The following is a 13,490-nucleotide window of genomic DNA, read 5'->3' as shown; positions in this document are numbered from 1 at the left end:
GGAGAATAAGATGAAGCAGACTGTCATAATCAAGAGCAGCAAATACGGAATGACCTTGTTTTTGGATGACCGGATTCCCTTTGAGGACCTGATACGCGATATCTGTCGCAAGTTCCATGACAGCAAATCCTTTTTTGGCGCCAGCTCCTTTGCCCTGGGCATTGAGGGGCGCAAGATGACAGCCAAAGAGATCCAGGTCGTCGTAGAGGCCATTGAGCTCAATTCAGAGATTCACATTTCCATGCTTCAGGAGACGGACCCTATGACTGACAAGCTCCTGGTCAAGTCCATGGAGGAAGCCAGATTATTAAATATTTACAGGAATGCCATGATTATCAACGGCAGCGTCCGCAGGGAAAAGAAGATCTCTTCCGACACCAGTGTCATTGTCCTGGGAGACCTGTCCGCCAGGGCGAGTATTCAGGCGGCCGGGAACGTCATCGTCATGGGAACCCTTTCGGGTCAGGTGACGGCGGGGTATCCGGATAATGATGACTGCTATATTGTCGCCAATCAGTTTGATAATCATGACCTGACCATTGGAAGCGTCAGCGGAAGCCCGGTGGAAGAGAAGAAGTGGTCCTTCCGCGCCAGAAAGAGCAAAAACCTGCCCAGGGCAGTCGCCGTGTTTGAGGGAGCTCTGATTATGGAGCCTCTTTCCAGCGGCCTTGTGCCCCAGTTGACCGGTCGTAAGCTCAAGGAAGAATAGGTATGTTCTCAAATTTTTTTCGAAATTATCGCTTTCGAGATTACAACTTTCGCCTCCTGATCTCGGTGGTCGCGCTGACCGTCATCGGAATCTTTGTCATCGCTTCCGCCAATCCGGATTTTTTTAGCAAGCAGCTCCTTGGTCTTGGCCTGGGTCTGCTTGTCATGCTGGTTATTTCTCTGGTCGACTATGATTTTCTCCTCAATTTTTCGCGGATCTACTATCTTTTGACCTGTCTTTCTCTTTTGGCCGTCTTCTTCTTTGGAAAGACGACGGGAGGAGCGACCCGGTGGATTCGCCTGAAGGGATTCCAATTCCAGCCCTCTGAGCTGGCTAAGGTTCTGCTTGTCCTCTACTTCGCCAAATATCTGTCCGATCACACCGAGGATATCAATGAGGGAAGAAGACTCTTCATCACCTGTTTTCTGGCAGCCGTCCCATTGATTCTGATTGTGAGAGAACCGGACTTATCTACGACGATCGTCACCTTTTTGATCATCGTCTCCATGTTGTTTATCGCGGGTTTAAGTCGTAAAATAGTAGCGACAGCTCTTGGAGTCACAGTGCCTGCCATCTCCTTACTGATCTTCTTTATCTATTGGAGAGGACCGGCCCTGGCGGCCAAGGCCGGATATCAGCTGAAGCGCATCCTGGCCTGGCTGCGTCCGAATGAGTTTCCGGAATCCTCCTATCAACAGCAGAATTCAATCATGGCCATTGCCTCAGGTATTTTCTGGGGGAAGGGAATCAATAATACTGCTGTCGACTCCGTGAAGAATGGCAACTACATCTCAGAGCCGCAGACAGACTTTATCTTTGCGGTTGCGGGGGAAGAACTGGGCTTTGTCGGTTCTCTTGTCATTGTCGGCCTGCTCTTTTTCATTGTCTATCTCTGCTTTCAGACAGGCTCTAAGGCTAAGACCCTGTCGGGGAAGCTGATCTGTGTGGGAATCGGCTCTCTGATTGGCTTTCAGAGCTTTGTCAATATCTGTGTTGTATCGGGTCTGATGCCCAATACGGGTTTGCCCCTGCCCTTTGTTTCCTATGGCTTAACATCACTTGTCACTTTGTACTTTGGCATAGGTCTGGTTCTCAATGTCGGACTGCAATCAGGCCGTCGAAGAGGAGGTTTACGGTTTTGAATATCGGATTAATCGCCCATGATGCGAAAAAAAAACTGATGCAGAACTTCTGTATTGCCTACAGGGGGATCCTTACGCAGAATGAGCTCTATGCGACAGGGACGACCGGGAGACTGATCGAAGAGGTCACAAACCTGAATATCCATAAGTATCTGGCCGGCCACCTGGGCGGAGCACAGCAGCTGGGGGCTCAGATTGAGCAAAACGAGATGGATCTGGTCATTTTTCTTCGCGACCCCCTGACAGCGAAATCCAATGAACCGGACATCAATCCCATTGTTCGCGCTTGTGACGCCAATAATATTCCCCTGGCCACCAATCTGGCGACCGCTGAACTTCTGATTAAATCACTGGATCGAGGAGACCTTGAGTGGCGTGAAATGTACAGGTAAAAAATACATCCCGGTGAAAAAATATATCGCGGCCCTTCTTCTGGTCTGCCTCTTTGTTTTTGTCGCCTGCGGGGACAAAAAGCAGGCCTCTGACTATCGGATCACAGACACATCGACGGATTACGGTCTGACTGCCTCCCGACAGGAAGCCTGTAATCTGCTCTCCGCGGGGACAGTCATTCCCCGCTTAGACGATGTGAACACGGCGACCAATTCACAGGGTTCTGCTTTTCAATCCGCTCTGGTCATCAATGAGACCAGCGGACATGTCCTCTACAGCAAGCAGGCGAACCGCAAGGCCTATCCCGCGTCCATGACCAAGGTTCTGACCTTTCTGACGGCCATGCGCTGCGGTCAGCTGTCAGATACGCTGACAGTGTCAGAGAATGCCCTGCGTGTCATGGAAGGGTCTACGATGGCCGGTCTTCGGGCCGGAGATCAGATCAGTCTGCAGGAGGCCCTCTACGCTATGATCCTTCCCTCCGGGAACGACGCGGCCATCACGATCGCCGAGGGACTGGGCGGGTCGACGGAGCATTTCGCGGAAGAGATGAATGAGACGGCCGCCTCCATCGGGGCGACGCACACGCACTATGTGACGGTCAACGGTCTTCATGATGACAATCACTACACGACCGCCAATGACATGTATCTGATCTTCCATGAGGCTTTAAAATATCCTGTTTTTCGCGATATCATCTCTTCCAAAACTCATACGGGGAGCTTTCAGTCCTCCGGAGGCCTAAAGAGGACTCTGACCTGGAAGAATACCAATCGCTACCTGCAGGGCAGTGTCCAGTCCCCATCCGATATGACGGTTGTCGGCGGCAAGACCGGAACCACGGATCAGGCAGGAGCCTGTCTGGTTTTGCTCTCAAAAAATGCCAGAGGAGAGGAGATCATCAGCATTATTTTCAAGGCTGGCAATCACGCGGCCCTCTATAAGCAGATGAACCATCTCCTGGAGGTCTACGGTCAGAACCGCTAAGAAATCCGGAACCGCAAGGAAATCAAGAATCGCAAGGATATCCAGAATCGCCAGGATATCCTGCAGAAATAAGCCGGAGAAATTCCGACGTAAATTCGAGGACAGGACAGGCCGGAAAATTTCAAGACGCATTGTACTTTGGCAGGCCATATACTATAATTTTTTCAGGGTAATACAGATCATTGATATGTATTGGAGGGGTGAATATGGTAGAAATCATTGCAGGAGTCAAGGGTACCGGGAAGACGAGACGCATGCTGGATTCTGCGGAAGAAGATGTTCGCAGTGCCGATGGGCTGGTCGTCTATATCGATAAGAGTGATCAGAGGATGTTGGAACTCAACTCCAAGATCCGCATGATCGATATGAGTCGTTACCCGGTTTCCAATTTAGACGGTTTTGTCGGTTTTCTCTGCGGAAGCCTGTCACAGAACCGGGACATACAGAAGATCTATCTGGATTCTTTTCTGGCCATCGCCCATATCACGGCAGAAGAGGATATCAGCAGGGCTGTTCATTTTCTGGAGCGTGCTTCTGACAAGTTCGATGTCGACTTCATTGTGAGTATTTCAAAGAATCCGGCCGAACTTCCCGGGGACGTGTCTGATCTCGTCTCTGATTGAAATGATTTTGAATGATACAGGAAGCGGGGGTGGCGGATGCGACCTCCGCTTTCCATATAGTAAGGCAGATAGAAAAAATGGCCAAAGTCACACGCTTTCATCGAAATTTGCAAATGAATATCGGGCTGATCGTAGGCGTCATCCTTGTTATTTACGTTCTCTTTCATCTTTTCAGCTATGTCACCAAGAAGCATGTGGCAATCTATCAGGTCAACAGCGGAACAATCTCTACCAGCAAGCACTATGAGGCACTGGCGCTCAGGAGCGAGTCCCTGGTCCAGGCAGAGGCGGACGGTCAGATATACCACTTCAAGGCCAACGAAGCTCAGGTCGGCAGTGATTCCATCGTCTATTCTCTGGATCAAAGCGGAGAGATCCAGCAGCTTTTCACACAGGCGCAGCTGAATACTTCCGCGCTCAATGAGACAGAGCAGAGACAAATCGTCAATTCTCTGAGCGACTATGTCAGGACCAAAGATGACAACCGATTCTACAAAGTCTATGATTTCAAGAATCAACTGGAGGCAAATCTCTATGATTCGCTTCAGCAGACCGTCTTCGAGACCTACAAGTCACAGATCAATGAGGCGAAGCAGAGAAATACCTTTCATACGTATCAGGCTCCCTCTCCGGGGCTTTTGATCTATGCCACAGATGGCGACGAGGGACTGAACCTTGACAACTTCACGCGTGAGTCCTTCGATACATCCAAGTTAGACTACAAGGATCTGAAAAATGTTTCCTCCGTCAAGGCGGGAGATCCTGTCTACAAACTAATCAGCTCAGAGCAGTGGAAGATGCTTGTCGAAGTCGACGATGAGATGGCCTCTCAGATCACTTCATCCTCCAATGTCCAGCTGGTTTTTGACAAGGATCAGCGGTCTGCCTGGGCCGCCGCTTCTGTCATCGAGAAATACGGGAGGAAGTACCTGGTCCTCTCCCTGGATGACTCCATGGAGCGCTATGCGGACCTGCGCTTTGTCGGAGTGACGCTCAATCTGGACCGGGCTTCCGGACTGAAAATCCCCCTTTCCGCGATCACTAAGCAATCCTTCTATAAGATTCCCAAGAGCTATTTTTTCAAGGGAGGCAACAGCAACGATCTTGGCCTGCTCCGCAAGAAGGGCAACGGCAGTGAATTCATTGTTCCGACGATTTTCGCCGAGGATGGGGAGGATTACTTCATCAACGCGGATCAGCTGAAAGAAAGCGATATCCTGATCAAACAGAACAGCAGCGAGAGCTGGCAGGTCAACAGCAAGTCTGAGGAGCTGACCGGAGTCTATCAGGTCAACAAGGGATTCGCGGAATTTAAGCCCATTGAAGTCCAGTTCCAGAACAAGGAGTTTGCCGTTGTCTCATCGACGACTTCTTACGGACTGGTTCTCTACGACCGTATTGCCCTTAACAGCAGCCAGATCAAGGAAGGGGACATGGTGCAGTAGCCAAAGAGAAGAGGAGGCAAAATGCTTGCAGAAAATTTAAAGACCGTCCGGGAAAATATCACAGAGGCCTGCAGGAGGGCCAACAGAGATCCGTCGGAGGTAACCCTGGTCGCCGTATCAAAGACCAAGCCGGAAGCAGACATTCAGGAAATTTACGGGCAGGGCGTCCGTGATTTCGGCGAGAACTACGTGCAGGAGCTGGTCGAGAAAATTGATCATCTCCCCGGGGATATCCGCTGGCATATGATTGGGCATTTGCAGCGCAACAAGGTGAAGTACCTGGCGCGAAGGGCTGACTCCATCGCCTTGATTCACTCCGTTGACACCTACCGTCTGGCTGAGGAAATCAATATCCAGGCCAAGAAGAACAAGAGAATCATCGATATTCTGGTAGAGGTCAATATTGCCGATGAGGACTCCAAATTCGGGATCAGCAGGGAGGACGCTCTGTCTTTGATCCAGGATATCGCCGGTCTTGACGGCATACATATCAGAGGACTGATGACATCCGCGCCAAATGTCAAAAACGCTGAGGAGAATCGGGCTTACTTCCGGTCGATCAAAGCCCTTGCGGTTGACATCAATTCTCGAAACATCGATAATGTGGAAATGGACATTCTATCTATGGGAATGACCAATGATTATCAGATTGCCATAGAAGAGGGTTCCACCATGGTAAGGGTGGGAACCGCGATTTTCGGAGCAAGAGACTATCACAGGAAGTCATGAGGATATGATCTGTGAGCACGCGATCATTTGAAGTGCTGCAGGCGTGATTTGGGAATGATTCATAATAATGAATAAGAGGTGAAAGATGGGCTTTTTCGATAAGATGTTAGACGCCATGAAATTATCGGATGAAGATGACGAGTACTACGATGATGACATCTATGAAGAGGATGAGAAAAGATCTGCCTCATCCTCCCGCCGCAAGAATTCCGCAAATGACGCTCCTGCCTCTGAGGAGAGCAGCAGGTCCGTGGCCGCGCATTCATCCAAAATTACGCCCATGCGGTCTGCCAGGCGGGGCAGCGTCTCAGGAATGGAAGTCTGCGTGATTAAACCGGCTGTTTTTGAGGACTCCAAAGAAGTCATCGATACGATTCTATCTGAAAAACCGGTGATCATGAATATGGAGGGACTGGATCTCTCCCTGGCCCAGCGCGTCATCGATGTTGTCAGCGGAGCCTGTCTCGCGCTGAACGGAACTTTGCAGAAGGTTTCTTCTTATATCTTTATTGTAACTCCGGCTTCTGTCGACATCTCCGGTGACCTGCAGGGGATCATGGATTCCTTCGACATTTCCGGGATTCAGACAGGATTTTAAGTGATCGTTAATTTTGGGCGCCTTGAACATTGATTCAGGGTGCTTTTTTGGAGTAAGCATGCATTATCATCGTCTTCCTGTCTCATATGAGGACAGACATTCCTATGATATTCTGATTGAAGATTCCTTCGGCGCGCTTAAGGCGGAAATTCAAAGACTGCCGAGTCACTATCAGAGGGTCTGCATTGTCACTGACTCAAATGTTTCCCAATTCTATTTGGATCAGCTGAGGCAGGAGCTTCAGGGGATCTTTCAGCAAATCGTCGTCCATATTCTTCCCGCGGGTGAGACAAGCAAAAATCTCGCATGCGCGGAAGCTGTCTATGAACAGATGATAGAGGCCCGTTTTGATCGCCACGACCTTCTGATTGCTCTTGGGGGAGGAGTCGTCGGAGATCTGACCGGTTTTGTCGCCGCGACTTATATGCGGGGAATTGACTACATACAGATCCCGACCAGTCTTCTGGCTCAGGTCGATTCCTCTGTCGGAGGCAAAACGGGGATTGATTTTCGAGCCTATAAGAATATGGTAGGAGCCTTTAAGATGCCTGTCCTGGTCTATATGAATATCAGCTGTCTTAAGACGCTTGATCCCCTTCAGTTTACCTGTGGAATGGGAGAGGTGATCAAATACGGCTTTATTCAGGACAAGGGTTTCTATCGGTGGCTTCAGACCAACGTCAAGCGTATTATGAGTCGGGATCTGCCAGCTCTGGCTCAAATGGTCTATACCTCCGCGGATATCAAGAGAAGAATCTGTCAACTGGATCCGAGAGAAGAGGGGATCCGGTCCCATCTCAATTTCGGACATACCATCGGTCATGCTGTAGAGAAGCTTTCCTCTTTTCGGCTCTATCACGGACAATGTGTTTCGATCGGGTCTGCCGCGGCTCTTTATCTGTCCCATAAGCTGGGAAAAATAAGCACTGCGGATCTCAAAGAGGGGATTCAGACTCTGACAGACTTCGGATTGCCTGTATCTGTTGATCCGGGGGACTTTCCGCAGATGACGACGGACAATATTCTGCTCGCCTCAAAGTCCGACAAAAAAATGCAGGGAGACCGAATCCGCTTTGTCATCCTGGACGCGATCGGACAGGCAGATACCTATCTGGATTTTGTCGATGATGATCTGCGAGAGGCGATTGATTTTATTCGCGCGTGATGAGAGTAGACGTGATGGGAGTAGATATGGCGCATTCCGAAAGGACAATAAATTCCATAATCTGGCGGCTGACCGGTGGTCTTTTTATCATTTTTCTCGTCGTCTTCGATCACTGGACCAAAGGACTGGCGCTTGTTAGACTTAGATCAGGAGATCTCGATTTGATCCCGGGAATACTGAAATTGCACTATTTGCAAAATACCGGCGCAGCCTTCTCCATCCTGGAGGGACAGCAGAGCTTTTTCCTGCTTCTGACGCCGCTTTTGATTCTGTGTATTGTTGTTTTTGCTCTGACGACACCGCCTTCAAAAAAATTTTTGCCCTTACATATCACCTATTGTTTTCTGATTTCCGGAGCCATCGGTAACTTCATTGACCGTGTCGTTCAGGGCTATGTTACAGACTTCATTTATTTCTATCTGATCGATTTTCCTGTCTTTAATGTGGCGGATATCTATGTGACGATATCAATGATCACCCTGATCCTCCTGGTTCTTTTTGCCTATCGGGATGAGGAGCTGGAAGAGATTCTTCCCTGGAAGAGATGGGGCTTAAAGCGGAAAAAATAAAGGCATAAGGGATGGTAGGAATGGAAACAGAAAATTGCCGGCATTGTCAGGAATCGCCAGCAATTCGCGGATCAACCGGCAATGTCATTGACAGATATTCGCAGATCAACCGGCAATTCTATTGATAGATGTGGGATGAAACATGCAGGAATTCAAACTAAACTGCACAGGAGAAGAGAGTGGGCTGCGAATTGACCGCTATCTGGCGGATCATCTGGACGGACAGTCCAGAAACAGTATTCAGAAATTGATCGAAGAGGGGCTTGTTTTGGTCAATGGAAACACCTGCAGAGCCAGCTACAAGCTGCAGGAGAAAGACCAGATCTTTGTTTCCGTTCCAGACGCTGTTTTGACGGAGCTTCGGCCGGAGAGGATTCCCCTGGATATTCTCTATGAGGACGATCAGCTCCTGATTGTCAATAAGCCCAAGGAAATGGTGGTGCACCCCGCTCCCGGACACAATACGGGAACCCTGGTCAACGCCATTATGTACCACTGCGGAAAAGAACTCTCCGGAATCAACGGAGAAATCCGCCCGGGGATTGTTCACCGGATTGACATGAATACGACCGGCTCTCTGATTGTATGCAAAACAGACGCTGCCCATCGCTTCATCGCGAGCCAAATCAAAGAACACTCGGTTCATCGCGTCTATCGCGCGATTGTATACGGACATCTCAATCCGACAGAGGGAACCATTCGTACAAGCATAGGCAGGGATCCCAGGGATCGGAAGAAAATGTCTGTCGACGTGAAAAACGGACGGCAGGCTATAACGCATTACCGTGAACTGGCCCGCCTCAGGAACAATTTCTCTTATGTAGAATTTGAGCTTGAGACGGGAAGGACCCATCAGATTCGTGTCCACATGGCCTCTATTGGCCATCCGATTCTCGGCGACCAGGTCTACGGGCCAAAGAAAAGCCCCTATCATCTGGACGGACAGACCCTGCACGCCATGACGATCGGATTTGTACATCCGACAAGCAAAAGGTATGTGGAATTCACAGCTCCCCTGCCGGAATATTTTCAACATCTCCTGGCGATCCTGGGAGAAGAATGACCGGTTTAAAAGAAGAGGACCGGAGTGAAAAGAAGATGGCCGATATCAGTGAAGATAGCTGTCATCAACTGAAGATGACCGGTATCAGCTGAAGATGACCGGTATTAGTAGAAGATGATCGATATCAGCAGAAAAATCCAGGCCTGCGGATTAAGCCTGATGATTGGGATTGATATCTTTTCGATTGAAGTCAACTGCATTGGCGGCCTGACGCTTGTGCTCATCCTCAATTGCCGCGTAGTAATCGATGGTTGTGTTGATATTCTCATGCCCGAGGACGTCCGCGACCAGCCGGATATCACCTGTCTCCCGATAGAGGGCTGTTCCATAGGTTGAGCGAAGTTTGTGTGGCGTAATGTGTTTGCCCGGGACGGCGATTCTGGCGTATTTTTTGACCAGTTTCTCGATGGCGTCGACGGAGATCCGCTTGCCCTGCAGAGAGTAGAAGAGGGCCTGCTGATGGCCTTCCAGAGGACTGATGGTCTGCCGCTCCCCCTCAATATAATCAGACAGGGTTGAATGAACCGGTTTCCCGAAATAGATGATGTCCTGTCCCCCTCCCTTGCGTACAATGACAAGGCTGTTTTCTATCAGATTGACGTCATTTAAGTCCAGGCCCCGGCATTCCGACACACGCATACCGGTATTTAATAAAATTGTCAAAATAGCCAGATCTCTCTGCTGTGTTTTCAGGCAGTATTTCCGCTGACGGTCTGACATCTGCTGGTTGCCGATTGTAATGGCATTTAAGATGTCCTGCACCTCATAGTTATTCATGCGGATGATATTCTTGTCCTTCTTGAGTCTGGGCATCGCCACAAGGGCTGTCGGATCCTCCGAAATATGCTTGTGAATCAGCTGATATTTATACATGCCGCGCAGGGCAGACATCTTGCGGGCAATGGCTTTCTTGCCATTTTCATGGTATTCCCCATCCACGTTAAGACTTAAATAGCGCTGGTACTCGAGGATATCCTCAGATTGAATCTGCTTTAGGATTTCCAGTTTCATTGACTTTGGATCGATATCCTTTAGCTGGGGATTTTTCTCCCGCAGAAATCGCAGAAAGGTCAGCAGGTCGTAGGAATAAGAAATCAGTGTGGAGGTCTGTGTCGTAAGCTCCTTGGAGTAGATAAAATCAACGCAGAAGTCCGGAAGCTGATCCAGAAGGCTGCGCAGCTTCAGAGTCTGTTTCTTTTGTTTGTCCTTGTAGTATTCAGAGTCCCGAGCCATGGTATCTTGTATATTCCTCCTCAAGCAGACATATCATGCGGAAAAACAGATATTTATCCGCTAAATTGATAGAGATAGTCTACTCCTCTTTCAGAACCCTGTCAATCACCGAGATTAAGCATTTTAGGATTTGTATCACAGAAACAAACTTAACTATTTGGGACTTGCCATGTATCAGATCACTATCCATTACTTGCCTACTACATCCCCTTATTTTTATAACATAGCTATCAATCTTAAATTTCCCGAAGGCCTTCGGATTTTTAATCTCTATTGAACCTCAGCATAGACCGGTACGACCAGAGACATTCCGGAATAAATATTCTGACTGGTCAAGTGATTGGTCTCGATGACCTTGTTCACGTATTGGTGGCGGCTTACCGATGGATCCTTCTTATACTGATCAGCCAGCTTATAGAGCGTGTCGCCCGGATTGATCTCAATGGACCGATAACACTCCTGATAGGTCTTCTCCTGTGACGCCGACGCAGTCATGGGCCGGTTCAGGAAAAAAATCGCGAGCAGGGCGATGACGATTAAGACAAGGGATATCGCCAGCTCAACTCTGGTCTTATGCCGCTGTCTGGATGATCTGCTCCCTGCCCGGCCGCTTCTTCTATTTCTATCAATGATACGCTCTTCCTTGGTCCCATATCCGCTAAAACGATTGGTCATCATCTTCTGTTCTCCCGTGTTCGATTATCTGTTCAGAACAACTGTTCGATTCACATCATATCAAACAGTTGTTCGGGTGTCAAGCATTTATCGAACATATTTTTGCGAATATGTGTTTGCTTTTTAAAAAGAGCTTTTCTATAATAGAAGTAACTTCATTCCAGAGGATTTCCGACCGCATCAGAGACCAGGGGCTTTCCTGCGGCGATTTCTTTGACAGAATGATGTAAGCGGAATTTGATTTTGGAGGTGTTGGAGCTATGTCCTATGGCAAGATCACAGAGAAGCAGATGCAGATTTTGGAGTACATTAAGAATGAGATTTTAAGCTCCGGCTACCCTCCCACAGTTCGCGAGATCTGTGACGCGGTCGGTCTCAAGTCCACCTCTTCTGTCTTCGCCCACCTGGAGAAGCTTGAGAATAACGGCTATATTCGCCGTGATCCGACCAAGCCCAGAGCAATTGAGGTGGTCGATGATAATTTCAACCTGACCCGCAGAGAGGTCGTCAATATTCCCATGCTCGGACAGGTGGCTGCCGGTCAGCCTCTTTTGGCTGTTGAGAATATCAGCAATTATTTTCCTATTCCGGCAGAGTTCATCCCCAAGGAGCAGACCTTTATGCTCAAGGTCAAGGGGGAATCCATGATCAATGTCGGCATCTTCGATGGAGATTTTATCATGGTCGAGAAGCGACCGACCGCCCGCAACGGGGAGATTGTTGTCGCTCTTGTCGATGATTCCGCCACGGTTAAGACCTTCTACAAGGAAGACGGGCATATTCGTCTGCAGCCGGAGAATGACGATATGGACCCCATTCTTGTCCCAGACTGTCAGATCCTCGGTAAGGTTTTCGGCGTATTGAGACTCTATTGATCCGGCTTTCGATGGTAACCGAAACCGGTTTATTCCATTTCATTATGACTTTTACCAATGCTCATACATCTTTCCGAAAAATTCAGGCCCTCTGAGAATCTATCTCAGAGGGCCTGATTACGACAAGCACATGCTTGCGGAACATGTATATGACTGTCACAAAACGGGATACCGCGCTTGAAGCTGTCCTTCGGCGAACCAGAGCGGGCGATAGAGGAAAAAGAACAGGAAGTCGCGCCTTCTACTCATCTTCTGCCTGGCCCTTCTTTGAGATACGATATTTTATGATAATAATTACGATACTTAATGGTAGATAGGTTAGCCAGAAGGTCATTATTGTATAGCCTGATATGAATGACCAGAAACTTATAGTCATTCTTGTAAAATAGCTAACCAAAATGAATCCGATAATCTGTGCACACAAAACAAGCAATATACGTCCTATCAGCTTCTTAAATTCAGCTTTCACATCCATCAATGACCATTCCCCCATCGCTTACTAAATGTCCAAGATCCTACACATTGCGTTCGTGCCCGGTCCAAATAATATCTATTTTCATAGCGTCTATATCTCTTACCAGCAAGTTGCGATGAATAAATATCAGTCGTAACATACAAATAATTTGGTAGAACATTTACACCACCACCTCCTGCTCCAGCAATTGCGGCTATAACTATTTTAGTAGCTACAGCAAAAGGCATCATGGGAGTTACAGCCATTATTGCTGTAGCAACTATTCCGATAGTGAGTTTTTTCCCTAATAATGAAATTTCAGATTTTTCGGTCCGGATATACCTTGCCGATCTGAAATATGGAGTAATTTGCGGCTTATTTTCGATAACATCTACAGATATCTTATAGCTATCTGTTTCGCCATTTGCTTTTGTTTCAGCACAGATTACTCCATTACTAGTAATTTTACTATGGATAGTTGAAATAAACCTATTCTCACCATTTTCAATTTTATATATTTTACTGTCAATTGTATCTCCATTGAAGTGCTCTGATATAAAATAGAGCCCGTCATCCCGCGATTCCGTGTACTCTATACTTGAGTTATCTTGATTTACGAACACATTAGTTTCATTATAATTGTACGAAATCGTACTGCCTGCTGCATATGAAGGAAAAACTGTAGCAAAAAGAATAAAAATTACTGAACAAGCACTTATCCATCTTCTTAAATATTTCATATACTAGCCTCCTATTAAAAAATAAGAAACAAATCAAAAATGTATAGCACAGTACTCTTTAGTTGCGAAAAAATATATCTAATTTCCTTT

General features: G+C 47.9%; 15 protein-coding genes. 12 read left to right on the top strand and 3 right to left on the bottom strand.

Features of this window, described 5'->3' with window-relative positions; translation table 11 throughout:
- The first annotated feature begins 10 nt into the window (after window positions 1-10).
- The 11 genes from HMPREF1508_RS01605 (at window position 11) to HMPREF1508_RS01555 (ending at window position 9,423) form a co-directional block, all read left to right on the top strand.
- A complete protein-coding gene (locus tag HMPREF1508_RS01605) occupies window positions 11-709 on the top strand; it encodes a septum site-determining protein MinC (RefSeq protein WP_044958809.1) in 699 nt (232 codons plus the stop codon).
- Between the two features lie 2 nt (window positions 710-711).
- Window positions 712-1,851 carry an FtsW/RodA/SpoVE family cell cycle protein gene (locus tag HMPREF1508_RS01600; protein ID WP_044958807.1) on the top strand — a complete coding sequence of 380 codons (1,140 nt, stop codon included), beginning with the start codon at window positions 712-714 and terminating at the stop codon, window positions 1,849-1,851.
- Entirely contained in the window at window positions 1,848-2,243 is a 396-nt protein-coding gene (locus HMPREF1508_RS01595; protein ID WP_006906163.1) for a methylglyoxal synthase, read from the top strand. Before HMPREF1508_RS01600 ends, HMPREF1508_RS01595 begins: the two co-directional genes overlap by 4 nt.
- A gap of 13 nt (window positions 2,244-2,256) precedes the next feature.
- Window positions 2,257-3,231 (top strand): D-alanyl-D-alanine carboxypeptidase family protein, encoded by a 975-nt coding sequence (locus tag HMPREF1508_RS01590; RefSeq protein ID WP_198015540.1) that lies wholly within the window; start codon window positions 2,257-2,259, stop codon window positions 3,229-3,231.
- 206 nt (window positions 3,232-3,437) lie between these two features.
- Window positions 3,438-3,854, top strand: coding sequence for a hypothetical protein (locus HMPREF1508_RS01585; RefSeq protein ID WP_006906166.1), 417 nt, complete (start codon window positions 3,438-3,440; stop codon window positions 3,852-3,854).
- Window positions 3,855-3,865: 11 nt separating this feature from the next.
- Window positions 3,866-5,299 carry an HlyD family efflux transporter periplasmic adaptor subunit gene (locus HMPREF1508_RS01580; RefSeq protein WP_330365234.1) on the top strand — a complete coding sequence of 478 codons (1,434 nt, stop codon included), beginning with the start codon at window positions 3,866-3,868 and terminating at the stop codon, window positions 5,297-5,299.
- 21 nt (window positions 5,300-5,320) lie between these two features.
- Window positions 5,321-6,028: a YggS family pyridoxal phosphate-dependent enzyme gene (locus HMPREF1508_RS01575; protein WP_006906168.1), complete on the top strand. Its 708-nt coding sequence runs from the start codon at window positions 5,321-5,323 to the stop codon at window positions 6,026-6,028.
- Between the two features lie 85 nt (window positions 6,029-6,113).
- Window positions 6,114-6,626: a cell division protein SepF gene (locus HMPREF1508_RS01570; RefSeq protein WP_006906169.1), complete on the top strand. Its 513-nt coding sequence runs from the start codon at window positions 6,114-6,116 to the stop codon at window positions 6,624-6,626.
- Window positions 6,627-6,684: 58 nt separating this feature from the next.
- On the top strand, window positions 6,685-7,791 hold the full coding sequence (aroB, locus tag HMPREF1508_RS01565; protein WP_044958803.1) for a 3-dehydroquinate synthase: 1,107 nt from the start codon (window positions 6,685-6,687) through the stop codon (window positions 7,789-7,791).
- A complete protein-coding gene (gene lspA / locus HMPREF1508_RS01560; RefSeq protein WP_049906827.1) occupies window positions 7,791-8,360 on the top strand; it encodes a signal peptidase II in 570 nt (189 codons plus the stop codon). The genes aroB and lspA overlap by 1 nt, the downstream gene beginning before the upstream one ends.
- Window positions 8,361-8,502: 142 nt before the next feature.
- Window positions 8,503-9,423: an RluA family pseudouridine synthase gene (locus tag HMPREF1508_RS01555; protein WP_044958802.1), complete on the top strand. Its 921-nt coding sequence runs from the start codon at window positions 8,503-8,505 to the stop codon at window positions 9,421-9,423.
- A gap of 150 nt (window positions 9,424-9,573) precedes the next feature.
- On the opposite strand, the gene HMPREF1508_RS01550 is transcribed toward HMPREF1508_RS01555, so the two are convergent.
- Complete coding sequence (locus HMPREF1508_RS01550; protein ID WP_044958800.1) at window positions 9,574-10,656, bottom strand: tyrosine-type recombinase/integrase; 1,083 nt, start codon at window positions 10,654-10,656, stop codon at window positions 9,574-9,576.
- 270 nt (window positions 10,657-10,926) lie between these two features.
- The gene (gene yneA / locus HMPREF1508_RS01545) at window positions 10,927-11,331 is read right to left on the bottom strand and encodes a cell division suppressor protein YneA (RefSeq protein ID WP_198015538.1); all 405 of its coding nucleotides are present in this window, start codon (window positions 11,329-11,331) and stop codon (window positions 10,927-10,929) included.
- A gap of 260 nt (window positions 11,332-11,591) precedes the next feature.
- Here yneA and lexA point away from each other — a divergent pair, with 260 nt between their 5' ends.
- On the top strand, window positions 11,592-12,206 hold the full coding sequence (gene lexA / locus HMPREF1508_RS01540) for a transcriptional repressor LexA (RefSeq protein ID WP_044958798.1): 615 nt from the start codon (window positions 11,592-11,594) through the stop codon (window positions 12,204-12,206).
- A gap of 474 nt (window positions 12,207-12,680) precedes the next feature.
- Here lexA and HMPREF1508_RS01530 read toward each other — a convergent pair whose 3' ends face one another.
- Window positions 12,681-13,400 carry a hypothetical protein gene (locus HMPREF1508_RS01530; RefSeq protein WP_044958793.1) on the bottom strand — a complete coding sequence of 240 codons (720 nt, stop codon included), beginning with the start codon at window positions 13,398-13,400 and terminating at the stop codon, window positions 12,681-12,683.
- Between the last annotated feature and the right edge of the window lie 90 nt (window positions 13,401-13,490).

This window comes from Shuttleworthella sp. MSX8B, assembly GCF_000524295.1.
GTDB lineage: Bacteria > Bacillota > Clostridia > Lachnospirales > Lachnospiraceae > Shuttleworthia > Shuttleworthia satelles.
The sequence above is the reverse complement of the archived record's forward strand: the minus strand, read 5'-3'. Positions and strand labels throughout refer to the sequence as shown.

Bases quoted from the DNA above. Each gene is read 5' to 3' on its own strand.
- HMPREF1508_RS01605 (WP_044958809.1), top strand. From the start codon at position 11: ATGAAGCAGACTGTCATAATCAAGAGCAGCAAATACGGAATGACCTTG.
- HMPREF1508_RS01600 (WP_044958807.1), top strand. From the start codon at position 712: ATGTTCTCAAATTTTTTTCGAAATTATCGCTTTCGAGATTACAACTTT.
- HMPREF1508_RS01585 (WP_006906166.1), top strand. From the start codon at position 3,438: ATGGTAGAAATCATTGCAGGAGTCAAGGGTACCGGGAAGACGAGACGC.
- HMPREF1508_RS01580 (WP_330365234.1), top strand. From the start codon at position 3,866: ATGATACAGGAAGCGGGGGTGGCGGATGCGACCTCCGCTTTCCATATA.
- HMPREF1508_RS01575 (WP_006906168.1), top strand. From the start codon at position 5,321: ATGCTTGCAGAAAATTTAAAGACCGTCCGGGAAAATATCACAGAGGCC.
- HMPREF1508_RS01570 (WP_006906169.1), top strand. From the start codon at position 6,114: ATGGGCTTTTTCGATAAGATGTTAGACGCCATGAAATTATCGGATGAA.
- aroB (WP_044958803.1), top strand. From the start codon at position 6,685: ATGCATTATCATCGTCTTCCTGTCTCATATGAGGACAGACATTCCTAT.
- lspA (WP_049906827.1), top strand. From the start codon at position 7,791: ATGAGAGTAGACGTGATGGGAGTAGATATGGCGCATTCCGAAAGGACA.
- HMPREF1508_RS01555 (WP_044958802.1), top strand. From the start codon at position 8,503: ATGCAGGAATTCAAACTAAACTGCACAGGAGAAGAGAGTGGGCTGCGA.
- HMPREF1508_RS01550 (WP_044958800.1), bottom strand. From the start codon at position 10,656: ATGGCTCGGGACTCTGAATACTACAAGGACAAACAAAAGAAACAGACT.
- yneA (WP_198015538.1), bottom strand. From the start codon at position 11,331: ATGACCAATCGTTTTAGCGGATATGGGACCAAGGAAGAGCGTATCATT.
- lexA (WP_044958798.1), top strand. From the start codon at position 11,592: ATGTCCTATGGCAAGATCACAGAGAAGCAGATGCAGATTTTGGAGTAC.
- HMPREF1508_RS01530 (WP_044958793.1), bottom strand. From the start codon at position 13,400: ATGAAATATTTAAGAAGATGGATAAGTGCTTGTTCAGTAATTTTTATT.